The following is a 23,373-nucleotide window of genomic DNA, read 5'->3' on the forward strand; positions in this document are numbered from 1 at the left end:
CTGCGTGGAAAAGTGAAATCGTACCCCTGAGCTGCGGTTTTTGTGGGGGTGAAGATCTATCGGGGGAGTGTTAACGAATCGGGGGGCGGTGGGGATGAAACGGTCGAGCCCTGCGGGGGCGGGGCGGCGCTCGTGCGTGGTCGCTTCCTGGCGGGGCATGGAGGTCGAGCAGACGTGGTCGGGGCCGAATGCGCTCGGAGACGGCTACGTACCGAGACGTGAAGTGGGGTTGTCATGAGAGTTGGGCAGGGCCGGAACCGCTCCGGGCAGTGGCGGGGATCGGCCGCACTCTTGTCGGTGCTCGCGCTTGCGCTGGTGGCGTGCACTTCCGGGAACTCGTCGAAGGATGCGGGGTCGGTCACCATCGATTCGAATCCGGTCAGTGAGCTGGTGAAGCCGAAGCTGATATCGCCGGTGCGGGATGGCGACCGCGGGGTTTCGCCGGGTGATCCGCTGGTGCTGCAGGTCCAGGACGGCAGGCTCACGAATGTGGCGCTGACCAATCCGGACGGTAAGACGGTCGCGGGGGAGTTGGCCCCGGATGGGCTGACCTGGAAGTCGACCGAGCAGTTGGGCTTTGCGCGCACCTACAAGCTCGCGGTGGAAGCCATCGGCCTCGGCGGTGCGACCACCTCGACTATGAGTTTCAGCACGATTTCGCCGAACAATCGCACACACCCGTACCTGCTGCCCGCCGAGAACGAGGTGGTGGGCATCGGCCAGCCGGTGGCCGTGCAGTTCGACGAGAACATTCCGGACCGCCGGGCCGCGCAGAACGCGATCAAAATCACCACCACGCCCGCGGTGGAGGGCGCCTTCTACTGGGTGAGCAATCGCGAAGTGCGTTGGCGGCCGGAGCATTTCTGGGCTCCGGGCACCCGGGTCGATATCAATGTGCACGTGTACGGCAAGGATCTGGGCAGCGGTCTGGTCGGTGACTCCGACATCACCTCGAATTTCACCGTCGGCGATGCGACGGTCTTCACCGCGGACGACAACACCAAGATGGTGACGGTCGAGATGAACGGCGAGGTGGTCAAGACCATGCCGACCTCCATGGGTAAGAACAGCGCACCCACCGACAACGGCATCTACATCGTCGGCGACAAGTTCGACAAGATCATCATGGATTCCTCCACCTACGGCGTCCCGGTGAGCTCACCCAACGGCTACAAGACGCCGGTCGACTGGGCGACCCGAATCTCCTACTCCGGCATCTTCTTCCATTCGGCGCCCTGGTCGGTCGGGCAGCAGGGCTACAGCAATACCAGCCACGGCTGCCTGAACCTGAGCCCGGAGAACGCGCACTGGGTGTACAACAACGCCAAGCGCGGCGACATCACCATCGTCAAGAACACCGTCGGCGGCACCCTGTCCGGCGTGGACGGACTGGGCGACTGGAATGTGCCGTGGCCGCAGTGGCAGACCGGCAACGCCGACGACAATCGCTGAGGCAGATAAAAAGAAGGGGCGCCGGCAAAAGCCGGCGCCCCTTCTTCGTGCTCGATAATGCTCTGCGAACCGCAGTACTACAGGCTGGGCAATCCCAGATTGCCGCCACCGGTCAGGCTGCCGCAGCCGAGGCCGGCCGTGCCGACAATGGTGGACGCGCTACCGGTGACCGCGCACAGCGTCTTGAAATTGCCGAGCAGCAGCTTGTCGAGATTGGGGATTCCGAAGGATCCGGTGCCGGTCGACCCGGTGGTCGCCAGCCCTCCCGCGCTGCCGGTCTTGGCGGACCCGGACGCCGAACCGGTGACCGAAGCCTCCAGCGGATCGCCCGTGGTCGTGGTGGTGGATGCGTCCGTGAGGGTGATTTCCGCGGAGGCGACAGCAGGAGCTGCGGTCATGATGGCTGCAGTGGCTAGCAGAGTCGTTACGGCCGAACGCTTCACGTGAGGGTCTTCCTTGATCGAGCGCGGGTCGGGGGCCCCGACTCCCCCTGTGTTGCCATGCAGTCTACGAAGATCACGTGGCCTGCGCCACAGTATCCAATACAGAGCTGTACAGGTCACAAGCGGATACGCCGCCGGTGATCACCCGACACGGGCAATGGCCCGCACGGGCGCTCCGTCGGCGCCGGGCAGATTGAGGGGGAACAGGGATACTTCTATGCCGAGGCCCTGCTGCTGTGCGTGGAGCACCTCGGCCAGGCCGGTGAGATTTTCGGCGATCACGGCATGAGCGCCGCACAGTATTCTATGCGACGGAATGTCTTGTGCCGGAGTGGGATCCACGCTCAGCGCATCGATCCCCACGGTTCGTATCCCGGAGTCGACCAGATAGCTTGCCGCCTCGGGCGTCAGATACGGATGTGCCAGGTAGGTGGGTGTTCCCCAATGCTCCGACCACCCGGTGGCGATCAGCACGATCTGCCCGGCGGCGATTTTGCCCTCGAAGAACTCGCGCCCGATCGCGGCGCGCTCCGCCGACCCCCGGGCGTCCACGACCACCGCCGGCCCGATGAACCGTTCCAGCGGCAGCGCGTCCAGGGTCGGCAGCGAGTCGTCTATATGGGCCGGTGCGTCAACATGCGTTCCGCTCTGCGAACCCATTCCCAGGTGCAGCACATTCACTCCATCCAGCGGGACCGTGAGGGCAGGACGGATCTTCACCTCGGGATCGCCCGGATATACCGGCATCCCGCTCCGCAACGGAACCGACAGATCGATGATGCGCATGGTCAGCCTCCGGGCGTTCGGTCGTGACTCGTAGGTAACTACGAAATTTCCGGTTTCGGAAGGGGTGAACATGGTTTGCGAAAACCATGTCGGCCAAGACTGGAATGAGTCATACTTCGGAACGTGTCCACCGCAGCCGAATTCGGGCGTATGTTGCGCGGGGTCGACCTGCGTGTCACCGCGCCGCGGGTAGCGGTGCTGAGCGCGGTTCATGCCCATCCGCACTCCGATACGGACTCCATTCTGCGACGTGTCCGCGAAGCGCTCGGCACCGTCTCCCACCAGGCTGTTTATGACGTACTGCGGGCATTGACCGAGGCCGGTCTACTGCGGCGGATTCAGCCCATGGGTTCGGTGGCGCGTTACGAGACGCGGGTCGGGGACAACCACCATCATGTCGTGTGCCGGTCGTGCGGCGCTATCGCCGATGTCGACTGTGCGGTCGGCGAGGCGCCCTGTCTGACCGCTTCCGACGACAACGGCTTCGTCCTGGACGAGGCCGAGGTCATCTACTGGGGCGTGTGCCCCGACTGCTCGACACTCCACTCCCGAAAGGAAATGCCCCGTGACCGTTGAACATCCGCCCATCGGTGAGGCCCAAACCGAACCTGCCCTGGAGGGCGGTTGCCCTGTCGCGCACGGTCGTCTCAAGCCTCCGGTCGAAGGCGGCAGCAACCGTGACTGGTGGCCGAACCAGATCAATCTGAAGATCCTGCAGAAGAATCCGGACGTGCTGAACCCCTTCGGCGCGGACTTCGACTACGCCGCCGAGTTCAAGACGCTCGATCTGGCCGCGGTGAAGCAGGACATCGTCGAGGTCATGACGACCTCGCAGGAGTGGTGGCCCGCCGACTTCGGCCACTACGGCCCGTTCTTCATCCGGATGGCCTGGCACGCCGCGGGCACCTACCGCATCAATGACGGCCGCGGAGGAGCGGGCGCGGGCATGCAGCGGTTCGCGCCGCTGAACAGCTGGCCCGACAATGCCAGCCTGGACAAGGCTCGCCGCCTGCTCTGGCCGGTCAAGCAGAAGTACGGCCGCAAGCTGTCCTGGGCCGACCTCATCGTCTACGCCGGCAATGTCGCGCTGGAGGACATGGGCTTCGAGACCTTCGGTTTCGGTGGCGGCCGTGTCGATCAGTGGGAGCCCGAGGAGGACGTCTACTGGGGTCCCGAGCAGGTCTGGCTCGAGGGCGACAAGCGCTACACCGGTAAGCGCGACCTCGAAAACCCGCTCGCCGCAGTGCAGATGGGCCTCATCTACGTGAATCCGGAAGGCCCCAACGGCAATCCGGATCCGCTGGCGGCCGCGACCGATATTCGTGAGACGTTCCTGCGCATGGCCATGAACGATGTCGAGACCGCAGCGCTCATCGTCGGTGGTCACACCTTCGGCAAGACGCACGGCGCGGGCCCGGCCGATCATGTCGGCCCGGAGCCGGAGGCCGCTCCGCTGCAGGAGCAGGGCCTGGGCTGGAAGAGCTCGTTCGGCACCGGCGTCGGCAAGGACGCCATCACCAGTGGCCTCGAGGTCACCTGGACGCCGACTCCGACCAAGTGGGACAACACCTTCCTCGAGACCCTGTACGGCTACGAGTGGGAGCTGACCTCCTCACCGGCCGGCGCCAACCAGTGGGTCGCCAAGGACGCGGAAGCGATCATTCCCAACGCGTTCGACTCGTCGAAGCAGCTGCCGACCATGCTGACCACCGACCTGTCGATGCGCATCGATCCGGTCTACGAGCAGATCACCCGGCGCTGGCTGGCCAACCCGCAGGAACTGGCGGACGAGTTCGCCAAGGCCTGGTACAAGCTGACCCACCGCGATATGGGCCCGATCGTGCGCTACCTCGGCCCGCTGGTGCCGCAGGAGACGCTGCTGTGGCAGGACCCGATCCCCGCGGTGACCGGTGAGGTCATCGGCGCGGCCGATATCGCCTCGCTCAAGAGCACCATCCTGGGCTCGGGTCTGACTGTCGCGCAGCTTGTTTCGACCGCGTGGGCGGCGGCCTCGTCGTTCCGCGGCAGTGACAAGCGCGGTGGCGCCAATGGCGGACGTGTCCGTCTCGCGCCGCAGAGTGGTTGGGAGGCAAACAATCCCGACGAGCTCGCCCAGGTGATCCGCGCACTGGAGGGCATCCAGGAGTCCTTCAACGCCGCCGGCGGCGCGCAGGTGTCCTTCGCCGATCTCGTTGTGCTCGGTGGTGTCGCGGCGGTCGAAAAGGCTGCCAAGGACGCGGGATTCGACGTTACGGTGCCGTTCACCCCGGGTCGCACCGATGCCACCCAGGAGCAGACCGATGTGGAGTCCTTCTCCGCACTCGAGCCCGCTGCCGACGGTTTCCGGAACTTCCTGGCGAAGGGCAACCGGCTTCCGGCCGAATACCTGCTCATCGACAAGGCGAACCTGCTGACCCTGAGCGCTCCGGAGCTGACGGTGCTCATCGGCGGCCTGCGGGTGCTGGGTGCGAACTACAACCAGTCGCCGCTGGGCGTGTTCACCTCGACCCCGGGTGCGCTGACGAACGACTTCTTCGTGAACCTGCTCGATATGGCCACCACGTGGGAGCCGACCTCGTCCGATGAGGAGACCTTCGAGGGCAAGGATCGCGCCACCGGCCAGGTCCGCTGGACCGGCAGCCGTGTCGATCTGCTCTTCGGATCGAACTCGCAGCTGCGTGCGCTCGCGGAGGTCTACGCGACCGACGACGCCAAGCAGAAGTTCGCCGAGGACTTCGTCGCCGCATGGGACAAGGTCATGAATCTCGACCGGTTCGATCTGGCCTGATCGACTCCCGATAGGGTTCTGAATACGGCAGCAGCCCCGGTCCGCAAGGGCCGGGGCTGCTGTCTGCCGCGAGACCGCCCACCGACCGCACAGGAAGTGTCCAGCTGGTCGCCAGGGTCGCTGTTTACCCTGATTACGCGAGCTATTCGTGTCCGACGAGCCGAACGGAGCCGCACAATGGCAGTCAGTAGGCGGTCGGTGATGCGGGCGGGGGATTTGCTGTGGGGGCGAGTGCACCGCATAGGTGAAGCCCGTATGCCGCAGGTCGAGCCGGCGCGGTCGCCGGGCGGTGCGCCCGTGGTGCTGCTGCACGGCCAGCCCGGTGATCGATCCGATTGGGACGCGGTCATCTCCTGCCTGCCCGGTTCGATCGACGCCATGGCGCTGGACCGTCCGGGATACGGCGAGAATCCTTGTCCGGCAACAACTGTCGAGGACAATGCGCGCTGGCTGGTGGAGCGCCTGGAGCGCGAGCAGATCACCGATGCCGTCCTGGTCGGCCATTCCTACGGCGGCGGGGTCGCGCTCGCGGCCGCGGCCATGGCGCCGGAGCGGGTGCGCGGCCTGGTGCTGCTCGCCAGTGTCGGGCCGGGCTGCCTGACGCCCTGGGACACCATGCTGGCCGCACCCGTTGCCGGTCCGATGATCTCGGTGACCGCATGGTCGCTGCTGCCCTGGCTGGCGCGCCGGTATCCGGATCACACCGCGAATCCCTCATGGCAGGCGCTGGCCGAGATCCATCACGCGCACGGTGCGGTGTGGCGCAGCTTCCTGTTCGAGCAGCGTGAACTCCGGCACGGTTTCGAGCGCTGGATCGCCGCACTGCAGCAGGCCTCGGTACCGACCCTGGTGGTCGCCGATTCGACCGACAAGGTGGTTCCCGTCGCCACCGCGCGGGCCCTGCACGAGCAGCTCCCGTGCTCGCGCCTGGAACTGGTGCACGGCGGCGGTCACCAGCTGCCGCGCCGAATTCCGCAGGTCATCGCGGCGGCGATTACCGACTTCGTCGAGTCGCTGGACTGAAACGCTCGCAGCAACCTCACGGGTTGCTCCCAGGGCCCTCGCCGCTGGGGTTGCGTAAATAGTGAGGTGACTACGACACTCGACGCGGCGCCCGGGGCGAACCCGGAGTCCTCCGCGGCACCGCGCCGGCGGATCTCCTGGGATCGCACGGTCTGGGAACGAATCGCACTAGGGGTCCTGCTCATAGGGACGGCGGTGATGTATCTCTGGAACATCACCATCAACGGAATGGGCAATCAGTTCTATGCCGGTGCCGCACAGGCCGGTTCGAAGAACTGGGAGGCCCTGCTGTTCGGCTCGCTGGACACCGGGAACTTCATCACGGTCGACAAGCCGCCGGTCTCGCAGTGGGTGATGGGGCTGTCCGGGCAGATCTTCGGATTCAGCAGCGCCAGCATGCTCATCCCGCAGGCGCTGATGGCGGTCGCCGCGGTCGCCCTGCTCTACGGGGCGGTGACCAGGATCAGCGGTCGCACGGCCGGTCTGGTCGCGGGTGCGGTACTCGCCCTGACACCGGTCGCGGCCCTGATGTTCCGCTTCAACAACCCCGATGCCGTCATGGTGCTGCTGATGATGGCGGGCGCCTACTGCACGGTGCGCGCCCTGCAGCGCGGCTCCACCCTGTGGATCATGCTGGCCGGTGTGGCGCTCGGCTTCGCCTTCCTGGCGAAGATGCTCGAGGGTTTGATGGTGCTCCCGGCGCTCGGGCTCGCGTATTTGATCGCGGCGCCGAATCCGCTGCGTACCCGCCTGCTGCAATTGTTCGGCGCGACGGTCGCGCTGCTCGCCTCCTCCGGCTGGTATGTCTTCGTGACGCTGCTCTGGCCGGCTTCTTCGCGGCCGTACATCGCGGGTTCGACCGATAACAACTTCATGAATCTGGTGTTGGGCTACAACGGATTTGCGCGAGTACTCGGCCGCAATCACGGTGGCGGCGGGCGCGGCGGTCAGGGACCGACCACGCCGGCGGTGCCCCCGGCCGGTCAGAACCTGCCGGGTCAGACTCCCGGCGTCCCCGGTGCGACGCACGGCGCGGCGCAGGGCGCGGATGCCGCGGCGCAGCGCGGTGGCGGTGGCTTCGGTGGTTTCGGCGGCCAGAGCCACGGCTTGAGCAGGCTGTTCGGCGGCGAATTCGGCTTCGAGATCGCCTGGTTGCTGCCCGCGGCACTGCTGGCCTTCGTCCTGGTCCTGATTTCCCGGGGCCGCGCACCCCGTACCGATATGGTGCGTGCCGGTGCGATCGTCTTCGGTGGCTGGATGGTCATCGACGGTCTGGTGCTGAGCTATATGCAGGGCACCATCCACCCGTACTACAGCCTTTCGATCGCCCCCGCGATCGGCGGCATGTTCGCCATCGGCATCTTCGAGATGTGGCGGGCGCGCGAAAGCTGGTTCGGCCGTGCAGGTTTGGCGGCGCTCATCGCCACGAGCGGTGTCTGGAGCTATATCCTGCTCGATCGCAACTCCTCCTGGATGCCCGCGCTGCGCATCGCGATTCTGATGGTCACCCTGCTGGCGACGGTGGCCCTGGTGATTCCGTGGAACGGACAGGTCCGCAAGCGGGTGGCGGTAGTCGCTCTGATCGCCGGATTGATCGGCGCGATGGGCGGATCGGCGGCCTATGCGGTCACCACGATCGGTGTGGCGCATCAGGGTGGCGGTCCGACGGTCGGCCCGGTGATGTCCGGTGCGGGCGGAAACCGCGGCGGCATGGGCGGTTTCGGCGGCGGCGGGCAGAGCAATCCGCAATTGGACGGGCTGCTCGAGAACACCACGACCAAATGGTCGGCAGCGACGAACGGTTCGTCCACGGCCGCCGGACTCGAATTGTCCAGCAATACCGCGGTCATGGCGATCGGCGGCTTCAGCGGCAGTGATCCCACGCCGACGCTGAGCCAGTTCATCGACTACGTCAAGAACCACCAGGTCACCTACTACCTGGTGCAGCAGGGCGGGCGTGGCGGTGGCGGCGGTACTCCGGCCGGCACCGCGCCCGGAAACACCGGCGGCGCTCGCGATACCGCGGGCGGTACCCGGGACACCACCGGCGGTACTCGTGACAATGGCGGCGCCGGACGGCCCGCCGGTACGGCACCCGGCGATCCTGCTGCCGGAAATGCCGGTGCCGGTGGCGGTTTCGGTCGCAATGGCCACACCGACATCACCAACTGGGTGGCAGCCAATTTCAAGCCGGTGACCGTCGGGTCGACCACCGTGTACGACCTGTCGGGTTACACGGGCTGATCTGCGGTACCGCGGCGAACCCGTCCACAATGCTGTGGGCGGGTTCGTTGTCGTCCGGGGCGGGTTTACGGCACCGGTGCGACGGCGTGGTCCGCGACCGGCGGCTGTTGCTGTCGTAGCGCCGAATGCCCTCGGCCGTAGGCGAAATAGACGACCATGCCCAGTGCCATCCAGAGGACGAAGCGCAGCCAGGTCTCGATGGAGAGATTGACCATGAGCCACAGACACGACAGCGCGGCCAGGATCGGGACCAGCGGCACCCAGGGGACGCGGAAGCCGCGGGGCAGGTCCGGGCGGGTGCGGCGCAGGATCGGGACGCCGATCGACACCAGTGCGAAGGCCACCAGCGTGCCGATATTGACCATCTCCTCGAGCGTGCCGAAGTCGACGAATCCGGCCAGCAGCGCACAGACGATGCCGACTATGACAGTCAGCCGCACGGGGGTGCCGTGCGGACCGGTGCGGGCCAAGCTCCGGGGCAGCAGGCCGTCGCGGGCCATGGCGAACAGCACCCGGGTCTGACCCAGGAACATGACCATGACCACGGTCGAGAGTCCGGCGAGCGCGCCGATGGAGATGATGTTCTTCACCCAGGTCGCGCCGTTCAGGGCGAAAGCCGTTGCCAGCGTGGCATTTCCGTCGGCGAGCGCGGTGTAGGGCACCATGCCGGTGAGGATCAGCGATACCGCGACGTAGAGCACGGTGACAATGGCCAGTGAGGCGAAGATGCCGCGCGGGACGCTGCGCTGCGGATCGCGGGTCTCCTCGGCGGTGGTGGCGACCACGTCGAATCCGATGAAGGCGAAGAACACCAGGCTGGCCGCGGCCAGCAGTCCGTACCAGCCGAAGCTGGTGCCGCCGGAACCGGTGAGGTAGGCGAACAGCGACTGCCGCAACCCTTCCGCCTTCGCCGACGGCTGGGACGGCGGAATGTAGGGCGTCAGATTCGAGGCCTTGAAGTAGGTGGCACCGACCACCAGCACCAGGGCGACCACCGCGAGTTTGATGGCCACCGCGATGGCCGACACCCGGGAGGACAGTTTGGTGCCGGTGGCCAGCAGGATGCCGACCACGGCGATGATGAGTACTGCGCCCCAGTCGAAATGGATCGAGCCCAGGGTGATGATCGGCGCGTGCGAGCCGAGCACCTCGCCCAGGTATTGCGACCAGCCCTTGGCCACCACGGAGACCGCGAGGGCGAATTCCAGGATCAGATCCCAGCCGATGATCCACGCGATGATCTCGCCGAAGGTGGCGTATGCGAAGGTGTACGCGCTGCCCGCCACCGGCACAGTGGAGGCGAATTCGGCGTAGCAGAGCGCCGTCAGCCCGCACGCGACCGCCGCGAAGACGAAGGCGAGCGATACCGACGGCCCCGCGACCGTGCCCGCGGTGCGGGCGGTGAGGGTGAAGATGCCCGCGCCGATGACGACCGCGACACCGAAGACGGTGAGATCCTTCGCCGTCAGATCCTTGCGCAACTTGGAATCCGGGTCATCGGTGTCCCGGATCGACTGTTCGACTGATTTGGTGCGGAACAAACCGCTTCTTATCGCCACTCTGGGGTCTCCTCTTTGAAACTGGGGCGTCGCTGTCAGATCGACCGCGGGATGGCATCGAGGCGGCGCTCGGCGAACCTGTTTGCCGCAGCGCCGGTTCCGATGCCCTCGGCCTTGGCGGCGCCGATGATGTCGCGGCAGCGGTCGAAGATGCGGGTCACATCCGATTCGATCTCGGCCGGATCGGCGGCGCGCAGCTCTCCGGCAACCTGCATGAGCCCGCCCGCATTGGCGACGAAGTCGGGCACCCAGGTGATACCGCGCTCACTGAGCGCATGCTCCACTTCCGGTTGTGCCAGTTGGTTATTGGCCGCGCCGCATACGAGTTTGGCCTCGATGACCTCGGCGCCGGCCGCGGTGAGGGTGCCGCCGAGGGCACAGGGTGCGTAGACGTCGACGGGTGCGGTGGCGACCGCGCTCAGCAGTCGCACGGCGGGATGCTGCTGCGAAATCCTGTGCAGTGCCGCATCGTTGACATCGGTGACGCAGACTTCCGCGCCGTCGGCGAGCAGCAGCGTGATGAGTTCGCGGCCGACCTTGCCGACACCCTCGACACCCACCGTGCGGTTGGCCAGCGATGCTGTGCCCCAGACGGATTCGGCGCCGGCGCGCATGGAGTGGAAGACGCCGAGCGCGGTCAGCCGGGCACTGTCGCCGGACCCGCCCGCCGCCGTGCTGCGACCGGTGACATAGCGGGTGTGCTTGCCGATCACATCGAGGTCATCGGTATCGGTGCCGACATCGCCGGCGGTGATGTACCGCCCGCCGAGGGTTTCGACGAAGCGTGCGTAGGCGGCGAGCAGCGCCTCGGTCTTGACAGCGGCCGGATCGCCGATGATGACGGCCTTGCCGCCACCCAGATCGACGCCGGAAGCCGCTGCCTTGTAGGTCATTCCCCAGGAAAGCCGCAGGACGTCCTCCAACGCCGCGGACTCGTCCGCGTACGGATAGAAGCGGGTGCCGCCGAGGGCAGGGCCGAGCGTGGTCGAATGGATCGCGATAATGGCCTTCAGCCCGGTCCTGTCGTCCTCGCAGAACACGACCTGCTCGTGGCGTCGCGCGCTCAACTCGTGCGAGCGTCCGAAAACGCCTGCCTCGGTGTGCATTACGGGCATGGATGATCCTTTCCGATGCCATCGTCACGGCGGCCTGGTGAGCCTTCGCGCTGTCATGGCTGATGTGTGCCGCTGTTGCGGCTGGGTGGGGCTGTGCTGGATGCGGCAAGGTTTTCCGGCCGCCCCTCATTCGCGGCCGGATGATTCCTTGCTCGGGGATGTGCGCGAGCGCTGGATCAGTGCTCGATGCCGAGCTCGCGCAGTCCTGATCGGTACAGCTCGACATTGGCGAGCTTGATGTCCTCGTAGCCGCGGACCAGGTCGGGGAGTGTGGCGGCCTTTGTTGCCGTGTCGTAGTTTTCGGTGCTCAGTGTGGTGGCCAGTCGTCGCATCAGATCGGTGTAGTGGGCGAGCAACTCCCGCTCCACCTTTCGGACGCGGGCGTAGCCGAAGGGGTCCAGCCGGGTGCCGCGCAGCGCCTTGCCCTTGGCGAGAACCTTCAGCGCCACATGTGATTTCGGTGCGAGGCCGATCTTCTTCTTGCGTCCCAAGGCGCGGAGCATCGGCGGGTGCAATTTGTAGGTGAGTCGTTCGCCGCCGGGCACCTGCGACTGCACCTCGGCGAGGAAGGCCGGATCGACCAGCAGGCGGGCGACTTCGTATTCGTCCTTGTAGGCGGTGAACTTGTGCAGTCCGCGCGCGACGGCCTCGCTGAATTCGGTGCGGGAGGTGACCGTTCGCTCCGCTGACCACACGGCCTGGACGGTGTCGAGGTATCGGCGGGCGACCTTGGCGTTCTGGTATTCGATCAGTTCAGCGGCGCGCAGTTCCACCAATCGCCGGACTTCGCCGTCGAAAGTGGTGCCTGCCAGCAGATCTGCAGGAACAGCGCGGATATGCGGCCGCGCCGCTGCGGTGGCTGCGGCGAAAGCGGCGGAATCGGCGATGGCTACGCGCCCCCAGCGGAACGCCGCGATATTGGCCGCGACCGCGACACCGTTGATGCCGATGGCCTCTTCGATGGCTGCGGCGGGCAGGCGTAGTCCGCCGGTTTGGAAGGCCGCGCCGACCATCAGGAAATTCGCCGCGGCGGTAGTGCCGAACAACTTCTCCGCCGCTGCCAGTGCGTCGAAGTGGCTCAGCGAATCCGCTACCGACACAAGGCGATCCAGCAGTGACTCGGTCTCCGGGTACGGGACCGACTTGTCGTACACCATGTCTCCGGTCGGCGTCCGGCTGGTCGAGGCGATAACCACGGTCCCGGCGGGGTTGCCGTACTGGAGGTTCTTGGCATCGGTCGCGGTGAGCAGATCGATCGCGATGACGCAGTCCGCGCTGCCCGGGGTGAGCCGGTTGGACGGCTCCAATTCGGTTGCCGAGAAACGCAGATGGGAGATGACGGGTCCGGCCTTCTGACTCAGCCCGATCTGATCCAGGCTTTCCACGTCGTATCCGGCGCGCAGGGCGGCGGTGGCCAGCACCTGATTGACCGTCACGATGCCGGTGCCGCCGATCCCGGCGAGCAGCACGTTCTGCGTGCCCTCCGGTGCACCGAGGCCCGGATCGGCCACTACGGGCGGCTCGACGGTCTTCCGAGTCTTCTTGCGGCCCTTCCTATCCGGTGTCAGCTCCACAGTCACGAACGATGGGCAGTCACCGTCCAGGCAGCTGTAGTCGGTATTGCACGAGGTCTGATCGATCCGGGTCTTGCGCCCGAATTCGGTCTCGACCGGTTGCACGGACAGGCAATTGGATTTCGCGCCGCAGTCGCCGCAGCCCTCGCATACGGCTTCATTGATCACGACCCGGGTGTTGCGGACGGGCAGGGTGCCGCGCTTGCGCTGCCGGCGCGCATCGGCCGCACAGTGCTGGTCGTAGATCAGGACGGTGACGCCCTTGATCTCCCGCAATGTCTGCTGCGCTTCGTCGAGCCGGTCGCGATGCCACAGCACCGTGCCCTTGGCCAGTGCCCGCCTATCGTGCCGCTTCGGTTCGTCGGCGCAGATGATGATCTGCCGCACGCCCTCGACGGTGAGCTTGTGCGTCAGCTGCGCGACGGTGAGCCCGCCCTCCACATCCTGCGCGCCGGTCATGGCGACCACTTCGTTCCAGAGCAGCTTGTAGGTGATGTTCACCCCGGCGGCGACGCAGGCCTGCACGGCGAGCTGTCCGGAGTGGAAGAAGGTCCCGTCGCCGATGTTCTGAAACAGGTGCGGCACATCGGTGAACGGCGCCTGGCCGATCCACTGACTGCCCTCACCGCCCATCTGGGTCAGTCCGGTGACCGCGCTGTCGCTGCGACCGGACATGGTCACCAGGGTGTGGCAGCCGATACCGCCGCCGCCGATCGATCCCTCGGGCAGTGCGGTGGAGCGATTGTGCGGGCATCCGCTGCAGAAGTACGGTGTGCGTTTGGCGGACAGCACCTCCAGTGGAAGTGGCGGCGGCGCAGCCTTTTTCAGTTCGACGTGGTCGCGCAGCACCCGCCGCAGCGGCCCGAGCAGCCGGCCGGGGGTCAGCTCGCCGTCGGCCGGCATGAGCAGCGCTCCGCGTCCGTCCTGCTTGCCCAGGATCCGGGGTGCGCCGACCGCGCCGTAGAGGATTTCGCGGATCTGGGTTTCGAGGAAGGCGGTCTTGTCCTCCACCACGATGATCTGCTCGAGGCCCCGGGCGAATTCGGTGACCTGATGCGCCCCAACGGGATACGGCATTCCGATGCGCAGCAGGCGAATACCGGCGCGGTGCATGACCGCCTCGTCGACACCGAGGTCGAGCAGGGTCTGGCGGACCGCGTCGAAAGTCGTTCCGGTGGCCGCGATACCGATCTTCGCCTCGGCCGGGTTCACCTCGATGACGTCGAGATCGTTTGCGGCGCCGAAGGTGCGGACCATCGCCCAGCGCGGACCGTACAGATCGGCCTCGGCGAGCACCGCGTCGGTCGGGGCCGCCATGGGCCGCTGCCGGTAGGCGAAAGGTTTTCCCTCCCAGTGCATCTCGGGTACCACGAGCGGGAGATCGGCCACCGAGGCATCGACCGTCCAGGCTCCGTCCGCGACATCGGCGACGATCTTCATGGCGACCACGCAGCCCGACGCGCGGGAGAGTGCGATCCCGGCCATGCCCAGGGTGATGATCTCCTCGGCATTGCGCGGGAACAGCACCGGTACACCCATGGCGGCCAGCGAGCGCTCACTCACCGCGGGGACCGTCGACGACTTCGATGCCGGATCGTCTCCGACCAGCAGCAATACCCCGCCGCGCGCATTGACCCCGTACATGTTGGCGTGCCGAATGGCATCGGTCGCCCGATCGACGCCGGGCCCCTTGCCGTACCAGACGCCGACCACCCCGTCGTGGGTCGGCCGCCCGGCGGGCAGATCGGCCTGGCTGCCCCAGACCGAGGTGGCCGCGAGCTCCTCATTGACCCCGGGCACGAAGGTGATGTCATGTTCGGCAAGCACATTCGGCATGCCGAGCAGCATCTTGTCGACTCCGCCGAGCGGGCTGCCCTGATAGCCGGAGACGAAGGTGGCGACCCGCCGTCCGGCCCGCATATCGCGGACGTGCTGCTCGACCAGCAGCCGGGCAATGGCCTGAACACCGGTGAGCAGGACCGGGCCCGCCCCGGAGCGATAGCGGTCGGCGAGATCGTACGGGGCGGCGGCCGGCTCGGCCTGCTGAGCTGAGGGGCAGGCAACGCTGGTCATGAACAGTCACCACACTTTCCACAACTCAGATCGTGAGCTGCAAACGAAAGGAATAGCTATCGGTGCTGCGCAATTTGCCGTGAATGTGTGATCTGTGTCAACAGACGGCCGAAATATTGATCAGACTGCTCAAAAGTGACCTGGGACACTCCGGCGCGCGCATCAGTCTGCTCGAGCTCCGCCGGATCCGTGGTCATCTCATGGTGTGTCCGGGTTGTCCGTCAGATGTTCGACAAGCGGGAGCGACCGGTACTGGATCGGAGTGGCCAGTGCCAGCATGGTTTCCGTGTGCTTCACGCCGCGGATGGCATGCACCCGCTGAATGATTCCGAGCAGATCCTGCTGCGATTGCGCCGCGATCCGCACGAGCAGATCCGCCCGCCCGGTCGTCGCATGCACCTCGAGCACATTCGGGAACTCCCGCAGCGCCTCGACAATGCTGTCCATCTTGTTCTGATCGAGCTCGATGCCCAGAAACGCGTGCACCGCGAACCCGATCGCCTGCAGATCCACATCCGGCGGATACCCGCGCACCGCCCCGGACGCTTCGAGCCGCTTCATCCTGGCCTGCACCGTATTGCGCGCAATCCGCAACCGCGCCGCCAGCTCCAGAATCGGCGCTCGCGGATCAGCTGCCAATACCTTCAGTAGCGCAGCATCGAGAGCGTCGATCTTGATGGTCATGCCGCATTATATTCGGCGGGGTCAGCGGGGCCCGGTGGTCCCGCGTGGGTGCAGCGTCGCGACGATTTCCGGTGGCGCCCCGGGGAGCGTGCGGCCGTCGGCCGCGTGCAGGGCCAGGTGTGCCAGATAGGCGGCGAGGCCCGCGATATCCAGATCGACACTCGTGATGGCGGGGCGGAAGAGTGCCGCCATGGGCGAGTTGTCGTGACCGATAATCGAAAAAGACTCGGGGACAGCTAGTTTCGCATCCAGCGCGGCGCCGACCACGGTGGCGGCAATATCGTCGTTGAAGCAGACCACCCCCGTGATGCCCGCATCCCGCCACTGTCGAACGGCGGCGGTCGCGGAGTCGTCGAGATGGTTCACGGCGCGAATATCGGGTGGCTCCAGCCCGAGTTCCGCCGCGCTGTGGCATGCGGCCCGGGCCCGGTTCGCCCCTAGCGCCGCGACTCGCGGATTGGTCGGAGACGCCACTGCGAGCCGGCGATGGCCCAGATCGTAGAGATGCTGAACCTGAACCCGCGTCGTATCCCCGACCGAGGGCACTTCCGCCGTCAGCCGCTGGTGCTGCGGCGACGGGACGATCGGGCCGATTCCCCACTCCCGCATGGTCGCGAGTTCGGCGGGCTGGAACAGTCCGAGGCAGAGGATGACGGCGGGATCCAGGGCTTCCCAGGCGCGGCGGGTGCGTTCGTCGGGGTGGAAGGTGTAGACGATCGGGCAGTATCCGGCCTGGTCGATGACCTGGCTCGCGGCATTCAGGCCGCTGGTCATGCTGAACGAGGTCAGCGGCCAATCGGGGACGGCCAGCAGGATGAATCGGCTGCGGCCGCGCGCCAGCGCCTGGGCGGCGAGATTGGGCCGGTAGCCCTGCCGGGCGGCCTCGCCGAGCACCCGCTCACGGGTGGGCTGCGAAATCGTCTGTCCCGGAGTGTTGTTCAGGACATAGCCCACGGTTGCCCGAGAGATGCCGAGGGATCGGGCGATATCGGCAGCGGTGACGCGTTTGGTCCCCACGAGCCTCGCCACCGCCTCTCGGTTCGATTCTTCTGGTACCTGCGTACCGGTTCCTGCAGTTCTCAGAACTTTATCAATCTCCTCGGGGGTGATTCGACGCTACGATCGATCCTACTTGCGCGCGCAAGTGACTTGTCCTCCGCTTCATCCGATCGACCGTGAGTAGGTTGTGCATGCCCGTCAACAGAAGACGATTCCTGTCCGCCGGTGCGGCCGTCGCCGCGGGTGCGGCGGTCGGCGCCCGTCCGGCCGCTGCCCGCGCAGGCAGTGCCGACCGGCCGAACATTCTGGTTGTCATCGTCGACGAAATGCGTGCGCCACAATGGTTTCCGGACACCCGGGAGCTGGACCGGCTGCTGCCGAATATTGCCAGGATCCGGCAGCGCGCGGTGTCCTTCGACCGGTACTACACCGCGTCCAATGCCTGCACTCCCGCGCGCGGCACCATGCTGACGGGCCTGTATTCCCATCAGACGGGCGTCATGCTGACGGCCGGGAACTCGGTGTCGACGCTGTCCCCGGGCTTTCCGACCTGGGGAACCATGCTGCGCGACCAGGGCTACGCCACCAACTGGTACGGCAAATGGCATCTGTCCGATCAGGCCGACACCGTGCCCGGCGGTATGGAGACCTACGGATTCGACGGCGGCACCTACCCGTCGCCGAACGGTGGGGCGGGTGTCGGGTTGAAGGCGGATCCGGGCACGGCGACCCAGTTCGTGGAGTGGCTGGACGGCAATGCCGGGGGCAGCCCGTGGTGCACGACCGTATCCTTCCTGAACCCGCACGACATTCTGTACTGGAACTCGGTTGTGCATGCGGGCGTGGATCTTCCGACGGTGTTCACCGGACTGCCGCCGAATTTCCAGACGGCGGAAGACATTCGGCGCACCCGCCCGGCACATCAGACGGCCTTCATCGAGTTGAGCAAGTTCGCCTTCGGGACCCCGCAGTGGGATGCCGCTGCGATGCCGGAGTGGGTACGTCTGCAGAACACCTACCTGTGGTACCAGCAGCAGGTCGACATCCAGATCGGCCGAGTCCTCGACGCCTTGCAGGCCCGTCCCGAGGTGGCCGCCAATACCGTGGTGATCTTCACCGCCGATCACGGCGATTACGCGGGATCACACGGTCTGCATGGAAAGGGCGGCGCGGCATACGAAGAGGGCATTCGCGTGCCCCTGCTGATACACGATCCGCGCGGGCTGCTGGGTAGCGGCTCCGCGTCCACCCGACCGCAGCTGGTCTCGAGTGTCGATCTCGCCCCGCTACTACTCACTGTGGCATCCGGCGGTAATCAATGGCGAGCGGACCCGCGCTACGCCCACCTGTCCGGTCGCGCCGATATCGCGGCGATCTGCTCCAATGCCTCGGCCCCCGGCCGACCGTGGGTCCTGCACGCGACCGACGAATTCTCTATCGAGGAGAGCACGCGCCCCTTCGACCTGGCCCCACCTGCCCACATCCTGGCCCTGATCACCCCCGACGCGAAGCTCGTCACCTACTCCCACTTCACCGACGGCACAGTCGATGCCGATACCACCCGCCCCCAGGAATTCGAACTCTACGACTACTCCACCGACCGCGGCCGCCTCGAGCTCGACAACCTCGCCGGAGACAACCCCCTCCAGCACCACCTGCAAGATCTCCTGACCAACGTGGCCATCCCCACCGAGGTCCAGGCCTCACTACCCGCCAACCTCCAAACTGCACACGAACAGGGTCTAGCCGACTTCCGCGCCCACTCCAACATCATCGCGAACCTCGCCGGAGGCGGAATGCGGTAGTCGCGCAACCGTTGTCCGGATCGGCACCGGTACGCTCAGCCCGAAATCGTTGTGCCTTGTGTGGGGGAGTGACTGCTCGGATGTGTTCGCCTCGGATTGTTCGGGTTGCTCATGAGGCTGCTGCGGGGGGAGTGAGTCGGCGGGCGTGGTTGGGGGCGGCCGGGCTGGGGGCGCTGGCTGCGATCGTGGGACCCGCTATGGCGAGTGCGGTTCCGGATTCGGGTGGGGCGGTGGTGGATCTGACGCATACGCTGAGTGCGGATTTGCCGGTGTGGCCGGGGAATTTGCCGTTTGCCTCGGTGCCGGTGGCCTGGCATGAGAACGGCGGGTTCGAGCAGCATGCGCTGGCGTTCTGGGAGCATACGGGGACGCATATCGATGCGCCGCTGCATCGGGTGGCGGGCGGGACCTCCGTTGATCGGATCGCCGCGGAGGATTTGGTGGCGCCGCTGGTGGTCATCGATATTTCGGCCCGGGCTGCTGCCGATGCTGATGCGGCGGTCACTGTTTCGGATATCGAGCAGTGGGAGGCGGCGCACGGGCGGATTCCGGATCGGGCGTTTGTCGCCATGTATTCGGGGTGGGAGGGGCGGCTGGCGAATGCGGGGGCGTTTCTCAATCTGGACGGCGAGGGGCGGCCGCACGCGCCGGGGTTCGGGGCGGCTGCCGCGCAATTCCTGGTGTCGCAGCGCAGCATTGTCGGCGCGGGGGTCGATACGCTGAGTTTGGACCTGGCCGCGGGTAAGGACTACGGCGCGCACACCGCGTTTCTCGGCGCGGGGCGGTACGGGGTGGAGATGCTCGCGAATTTGGCGCAGGTGCCGCCGACGGGTGCGCGGCTGGTGGTGGGCGCACCCAAGCACGCGGGCGGCACCGGTGGTCCGTGCCGGGTGCTCGCGCTGACCTGACGAGGATTCACCAGTCCGGACGATCCAGCGAAAGGCTGTGCCGGAAAAGGGTATTGGGGTCCCACTGCGCCTTGGCCGCCAGCAGCCGTGCGTGATTGGCGCCGTAGTAGAAGGTGTGCCACGGTACGCCCGACGTATTCCATTGCGCGTCGGCCAGATCCGGATCCGGGTAGTTGATGTAGCTGCCGCCGTTGGACTCGTCCGGCACCGGTGTTCCGCCGGTTTCGGCGTAGACATCGCGGTACATTTCGCGCGCCCAGGCGACATACCGTTCGTCGTCCCAGGGCAGCCGCCAGGCGGCGTGGATGAGCATCTTCATGAACGAGTCACGCGCCGGTACGGCGGTCGCGTCGGCGGCCACGGCATTGGTCGCGCCGCCGAAAGGCAGGAATTCCACCTGTGATTCGCCCACGAAGCGGATATCGGTGAGATAGCGGTAAAGGACTCGCAGCTGATCGGTCGAATACGCCTTGCGCAGATAGGCGGATTTGACCTTCACCCGGAACCCGGGCATCCCCTTCGCGTAGTAGACGCGGGCCACGGTATCGGCATAGGAGGCCTGTTCGAGCGGTAGCTGAATCGGTCCGGGCGTCACGCCCTCCCAGACGGCGGCGACAAATTCGTCGAACATCGATCGGGCATCGGGGACATCCGCATTCAGCAGCACCTGTATCTCGGATCCGGTGATGCCCGGCCGCAGCAGCAGCGGTGCGTACAGTGCGTTGAACGGATCGCCTGGCGCGCTGTGCTTTTCGAAGAAGCCGATGAAGTTGCCGACGAGCCGCAGGAACGATGTCTCGTCCGCGAAGGGCAGTACCAATCGGGTATTGAACATGCTGCCCGGCGCCTTCGGCAGCGCCCGCGCCGGATCGGATCCGTCGGAATCCTTGGAGCGCAGCAGAAATCGCGTCACCACACCGAAGTTTCCGCCCCCGCCGCCGGTATGCGCCCAGAACAGATCGGCGTTCGGGCCGTCCGCGGTCGCCAGTACGGTGCTTGCCGCACCACTTTTGTCGACGGTGACAACCTCCACGCCGTGCAGATGGTCGGCCACCAGTCCGAGCTGTCGCGACAGCGGCCCGTATCCACCCCCACTGGCATGGCCACCGATGCCGACGCCCTTGCAGATGCCCGCCGGAATCGTCACGCCCCAGGCGAGCAGTCGTTCGTACACGGTGCCCAGATCGGTTCCGGCATCGATCGAGAACGCCCGCTGGGTGTCATCCCATCCCACCGTGCCCAGCCGGCCGATATCGATAATCGACTGCGTCCGTTCATTATCGACAAAATTGTCGAACCCGTGCCCGCCCGCCCGCACCGCGATCCGCAATCCGTCACGCACCGATCGCTCGACCGCCGTACGCACTTCTTCGGCATCGGCGGGCAGATAGATCCGCTGCGGCCGCGCGGTGAATCGGCGGTTGTAGCCCCGCTGGGTGAGCGTGTCGTATTGCGGGTCGCCGATGCCGATCACCGCCGGTTCAGCGGCGCCGGCCGTCGGCAGTCGCAGGGTTGTCGCCGCCGCACCCATGGTGGACGCGGCAAGAAAACGGCGACGAGACAGCAGCATGGAACTTCCCCCAGTAGAGCACCGCCGGTTCCGGATTTCCCGGTGGCATAGTGATCGATTATGGGGGATGCGCGCTATTCGCTCTGCGCGGGGATCAATTCCTTCTCGGTGAGACCGATGCGCACGTGCACCGCGCGCAATGGTCGTGGCGCCCACCAGTTCCAGCGACCCATCAGGCGCATGAGAGCCGGGACCAGCAGGCATCGGACGAGCGTGGCGTCGGCCAGCACGGTAATGGCCAGCCCCAGACCCATGAGCTGGATGAAGGACAACCGCGAGAAGACCAGTGCGCCGAGGACGATGGCCATGAGCACGGCGGCGGCGGTGAAGATGCGCCCGGTGCGGGCCAAGCCCATGGCGACCGCATGGGTGTTGTCCTCGGTGGTGCCGCCGGAGGCCAGCCACTCCTCGCGAATGCGGGAGAGCAGGAAGACCTCGTAGTCCATGGACATGCCGAAAGCCAAGCAGAACATCATGATCGGGACATTGGCGACCAGATAGCCGGTGGGTGTGAATCCGAGCGGTCCGGCCAGATGCCCGTCCTGGAACACCCACACCATGGCGCCGAAGGCGGCGGTGAGGGAGAGCATGTTCATCAGCAGCGCCTTGAGCGGGAGCACCACACTGCCGGTGAACAGGAACAGCACGGTGAACATGGCGAGCACGATCCAGATCGCGGCAATGGGGACCTTCGCGCCGATGGCGTGCAGAGCGTCGAGGTTCTCCGCCGCCGCGCCGGCGAACATGGACGGCACCGGCGGGGGGACCGCGCGTAGGCGATCCAATTGTTGTTCTCCCGCAGTCGAATACGGATCCAGAGCGGTGCCTACGGCGAGAACCGCACCGGCATCGCCGAGCATCCCCGGTGGTGCGGATGCCAGCCGCTGTCCGCCGGCATAGGTTCCCGCCGCGGACAGCACCGCGGAAGCGTGTGGGACCTTGGACAATTCGGCAGCGTAGGCGCCGAGGGCCTCGGTGGTGCCGTGAAAGCCGGGCAGCACCACGGTGACGGCATCGGCGGGATTCTGTGTGAACTCGGTGCGCAGAATATCGCCGACCTCGCGGCTGGAGGTCGCGCCCGCGCGGATGGCCCGATCATCCGGTGCGCCGAATCTGATTCCGAGGAAGGGGGATCCGAGCAGCAGCAGAATCGCCAGCACCGCGAGCGAGATCGGCACCGCGCGCCGGGTGACGGCGGTGACCATGCGATACCAGACGCTCTCCTGCGGCGGCACCGTGCGCACCGGCCCGAGCCGCAGCCAGCGGCGCACGGGCTTGCGCAGATCCAGGGCATTGACCCGGTTCCCGAGCAGCGCCAGGATGGCGGGCAGCACCACGATCGAGGCGACCGCGGCCGCACCCACCACGGCGAGCCCGCTGTAGGCGAACGAGCGCAGGAAGAACATGGGGAACACGATCAGCGCCGCCAGCGAAAGCACCACCACCAGTGCGGAATACAGCACGGTGCGACCCGCGGTGCAGACCGCGCGCACCGCCGCCTCCTCCAGGCTGTTTCCGGCGTCGATCTCCTCGCGATATCGGGACACGATGAACAGGCTGTAGTCGATCGCGAGCGCCAGCCCCAGGGCGGTGGTGGTGTTCAGGGCGAAGACCGAGACATCGGTCAGTTCGGTGAGAATGCGCAGCAGGGCCATTGTGGTCAGGATGGACACCAGTCCGATGGCCACCGGCAGCAGCGCGGCCACCAGGGAACCGAAGACCAGTACCAGCACGATCGCCGACAGCGGAACGGCGATGGCCTCGGCCAGCGCCAGATCCTGGATGCTGACATTGTTGAGATCACGCAGGGTTGTCGCGTAACCGCCCGCCTTGACCGTCACACCGGAGAATTGCGGTAACGCACGGACGATTTCGTCGGCCGAGCGCTGCTGGGCGGTGTCGTCTCCGACGATGCGGGCGAGCACCAGCGCGATATGACCGTTCGAACTGCGCAGTGCGGTGCGCAGATCCGGCGCTGTGGTCCAATACGACTGCACCACAGCGATATCCGATCGTGCGTGCAATCGGTCGGACAGTGCGGCCCCGGCCGCCTTCGCCTGGTCGCTGTCCGCACCGCCGGCCGCATCGACGGTGAGAACGAAATTGGGTGCCGCGCCGCCGAATTCGGATCCGAGCAGTGCCGTCGCCCGCGTGGACTCGGCATCGGGGGGTGCGAAGCCGCCCGCCTTCACATGGCTCGCGACGGTGCTGCCGAGAATTCCGCACACAATGAGCGCCAGGAATGTCGCGGCGAGCACCGCCCGCGGCCGAGTGACCGCGAAGCGCGCGATCCGTTCCAACAGCGAACTCCCCATGGTCGCTACCTTTCTCGTCGTCGAGGCGGCGAGCC

General features: G+C 66.4%; 16 protein-coding genes. 7 read left to right on the forward strand and 9 right to left on the reverse strand.

The features are described from left to right. Positions 1-234 precede the first annotated feature (234 nt). Positions 235-1,452: an Ig-like domain-containing protein gene (locus ABZX86_RS12785; RefSeq protein ID WP_355122994.1), complete on the forward strand. Its 1,218-nt coding sequence runs from the start codon at positions 235-237 to the stop codon at positions 1,450-1,452. Positions 1,453-1,529: 77 nt separating this feature from the next. Here the strand turns inward: ABZX86_RS12785 and ABZX86_RS12790 are convergent, their stop codons facing one another. Together ABZX86_RS12790 and ABZX86_RS12795 are read right to left on the reverse strand one after the other, a co-directional pair. Beyond that, positions 1,530-1,850, reverse strand: a complete 321-nt coding sequence (locus tag ABZX86_RS12790; RefSeq protein WP_327144270.1) for a hypothetical protein — start codon at positions 1,848-1,850, stop codon at positions 1,530-1,532. Positions 1,851-2,036: 186 nt separating this feature from the next. Further along, entirely contained in the window at positions 2,037-2,681 is a 645-nt protein-coding gene (locus ABZX86_RS12795; protein ID WP_355122997.1) for a cyclase family protein, read from the reverse strand. Positions 2,682-2,804: 123 nt separating this feature from the next. On the opposite strand from ABZX86_RS12795, the gene ABZX86_RS12800 reads away from it, so the two are divergent. The 4 genes from ABZX86_RS12800 to ABZX86_RS12815 all read left to right on the forward strand — a co-directional run bounded on the left by ABZX86_RS12800 (position 2,805) and on the right by ABZX86_RS12815 (position 8,736). Further along, positions 2,805-3,257, forward strand: a complete 453-nt coding sequence (locus ABZX86_RS12800) for a Fur family transcriptional regulator (protein ID WP_355122998.1) — start codon at positions 2,805-2,807, stop codon at positions 3,255-3,257. Next, positions 3,247-5,469, forward strand: coding sequence for a catalase/peroxidase HPI (katG, locus tag ABZX86_RS12805; RefSeq protein ID WP_355123000.1), 2,223 nt, complete (start codon positions 3,247-3,249; stop codon positions 5,467-5,469). Before ABZX86_RS12800 ends, katG begins: the two co-directional genes overlap by 11 nt. Before the next feature lie 255 nt (positions 5,470-5,724). Beyond that, a complete protein-coding gene (locus ABZX86_RS12810) occupies positions 5,725-6,492 on the forward strand; it encodes an alpha/beta hydrolase (protein WP_355123002.1) in 768 nt (255 codons plus the stop codon). Between the two features lie 66 nt (positions 6,493-6,558). After that, complete coding sequence (locus ABZX86_RS12815; RefSeq protein ID WP_355123004.1) at positions 6,559-8,736, forward strand: glycosyltransferase family 39 protein; 2,178 nt, start codon at positions 6,559-6,561, stop codon at positions 8,734-8,736. Positions 8,737-8,801: 65 nt separating this feature from the next. On the opposite strand, the gene ABZX86_RS12820 is transcribed toward ABZX86_RS12815, so the two are convergent. From ABZX86_RS12820 to ABZX86_RS12840, 5 genes are all read right to left on the reverse strand, one after another. Beyond that, positions 8,802-10,295 (reverse strand): amino acid permease, encoded by a 1,494-nt coding sequence (locus tag ABZX86_RS12820; RefSeq protein ID WP_355123006.1) that lies wholly within the window; start codon positions 10,293-10,295, stop codon positions 8,802-8,804. A gap of 35 nt (positions 10,296-10,330) precedes the next feature. Further along, complete coding sequence (locus tag ABZX86_RS12825; protein ID WP_355123807.1) at positions 10,331-11,401, reverse strand: Glu/Leu/Phe/Val dehydrogenase dimerization domain-containing protein; 1,071 nt, start codon at positions 11,399-11,401, stop codon at positions 10,331-10,333. Between the two features lie 185 nt (positions 11,402-11,586). Then, entirely contained in the window at positions 11,587-15,057 is a 3,471-nt protein-coding gene (locus ABZX86_RS12830; protein WP_355123008.1) for an indolepyruvate ferredoxin oxidoreductase family protein, read from the reverse strand. 198 nt (positions 15,058-15,255) lie between these two features. Then, on the reverse strand, positions 15,256-15,741 hold the full coding sequence (locus ABZX86_RS12835; RefSeq protein WP_355123010.1) for an Lrp/AsnC family transcriptional regulator: 486 nt from the start codon (positions 15,739-15,741) through the stop codon (positions 15,256-15,258). 21 nt (positions 15,742-15,762) lie between these two features. Continuing rightward, the gene (locus tag ABZX86_RS12840) at positions 15,763-16,758 is read right to left on the reverse strand and encodes a LacI family DNA-binding transcriptional regulator (RefSeq protein WP_355123012.1); all 996 of its coding nucleotides are present in this window, start codon (positions 16,756-16,758) and stop codon (positions 15,763-15,765) included. A gap of 173 nt (positions 16,759-16,931) precedes the next feature. On the opposite strand from ABZX86_RS12840, the gene ABZX86_RS12845 reads away from it, so the two are divergent. Continuing rightward, on the forward strand, positions 16,932-18,545 hold the full coding sequence (locus ABZX86_RS12845; RefSeq protein ID WP_355123014.1) for a sulfatase-like hydrolase/transferase: 1,614 nt from the start codon (positions 16,932-16,934) through the stop codon (positions 18,543-18,545). An 80-nt stretch (positions 18,546-18,625) separates the two neighbouring features. After that, a complete protein-coding gene (locus tag ABZX86_RS12850; protein ID WP_355123016.1) occupies positions 18,626-19,453 on the forward strand; it encodes a cyclase family protein in 828 nt (275 codons plus the stop codon). A gap of 7 nt (positions 19,454-19,460) precedes the next feature. Here ABZX86_RS12850 and ABZX86_RS12855 read toward each other — a convergent pair whose 3' ends face one another. Further along, positions 19,461-21,023, reverse strand: a complete 1,563-nt coding sequence (locus tag ABZX86_RS12855) for an FAD-binding protein (protein ID WP_355123018.1) — start codon at positions 21,021-21,023, stop codon at positions 19,461-19,463. 74 nt (positions 21,024-21,097) lie between these two features. Further along, positions 21,098-23,338: an MMPL family transporter gene (locus tag ABZX86_RS12860; RefSeq protein ID WP_355123020.1), complete on the reverse strand. Its 2,241-nt coding sequence runs from the start codon at positions 23,336-23,338 to the stop codon at positions 21,098-21,100. Positions 23,339-23,373 lie beyond the last annotated feature (35 nt).

This window comes from Nocardia sp. NPDC006630, from assembly GCF_040611495.1.
Classification (GTDB): domain Bacteria; phylum Actinomycetota; class Actinomycetes; order Mycobacteriales; family Mycobacteriaceae; genus Nocardia.

Excerpts from the sequence above, each read along its gene's own strand:
- ABZX86_RS12850 (WP_355123016.1), top strand. The coding sequence starts at position 18,626 with ATGTGTTCGCCTCGGATTGTTCGGGTTGCTCATGAGGCTGCTGCGGGG.
- ABZX86_RS12785 (WP_355122994.1), top strand. The coding sequence starts at position 235 with ATGAGAGTTGGGCAGGGCCGGAACCGCTCCGGGCAGTGGCGGGGATCG.
- ABZX86_RS12830 (WP_355123008.1), bottom strand. The coding sequence starts at position 15,057 with ATGACCAGCGTTGCCTGCCCCTCAGCTCAGCAGGCCGAGCCGGCCGCC.
- ABZX86_RS12790 (WP_327144270.1), bottom strand. The coding sequence starts at position 1,850 with ATGACCGCAGCTCCTGCTGTCGCCTCCGCGGAAATCACCCTCACGGAC.
- ABZX86_RS12860 (WP_355123020.1), bottom strand. The coding sequence starts at position 23,338 with ATGGGGAGTTCGCTGTTGGAACGGATCGCGCGCTTCGCGGTCACTCGG.
- ABZX86_RS12835 (WP_355123010.1), bottom strand. The coding sequence starts at position 15,741 with ATGACCATCAAGATCGACGCTCTCGATGCTGCGCTACTGAAGGTATTG.
- ABZX86_RS12810 (WP_355123002.1), top strand. The coding sequence starts at position 5,725 with ATGCCGCAGGTCGAGCCGGCGCGGTCGCCGGGCGGTGCGCCCGTGGTG.
- ABZX86_RS12825 (WP_355123807.1), bottom strand. The coding sequence starts at position 11,401 with ATGCACACCGAGGCAGGCGTTTTCGGACGCTCGCACGAGTTGAGCGCG.
- ABZX86_RS12855 (WP_355123018.1), bottom strand. The coding sequence starts at position 21,023 with ATGCTGCTGTCTCGTCGCCGTTTTCTTGCCGCGTCCACCATGGGTGCG.
- ABZX86_RS12795 (WP_355122997.1), bottom strand. The coding sequence starts at position 2,681 with ATGCGCATCATCGATCTGTCGGTTCCGTTGCGGAGCGGGATGCCGGTA.
- ABZX86_RS12845 (WP_355123014.1), top strand. The coding sequence starts at position 16,932 with ATGCCCGTCAACAGAAGACGATTCCTGTCCGCCGGTGCGGCCGTCGCC.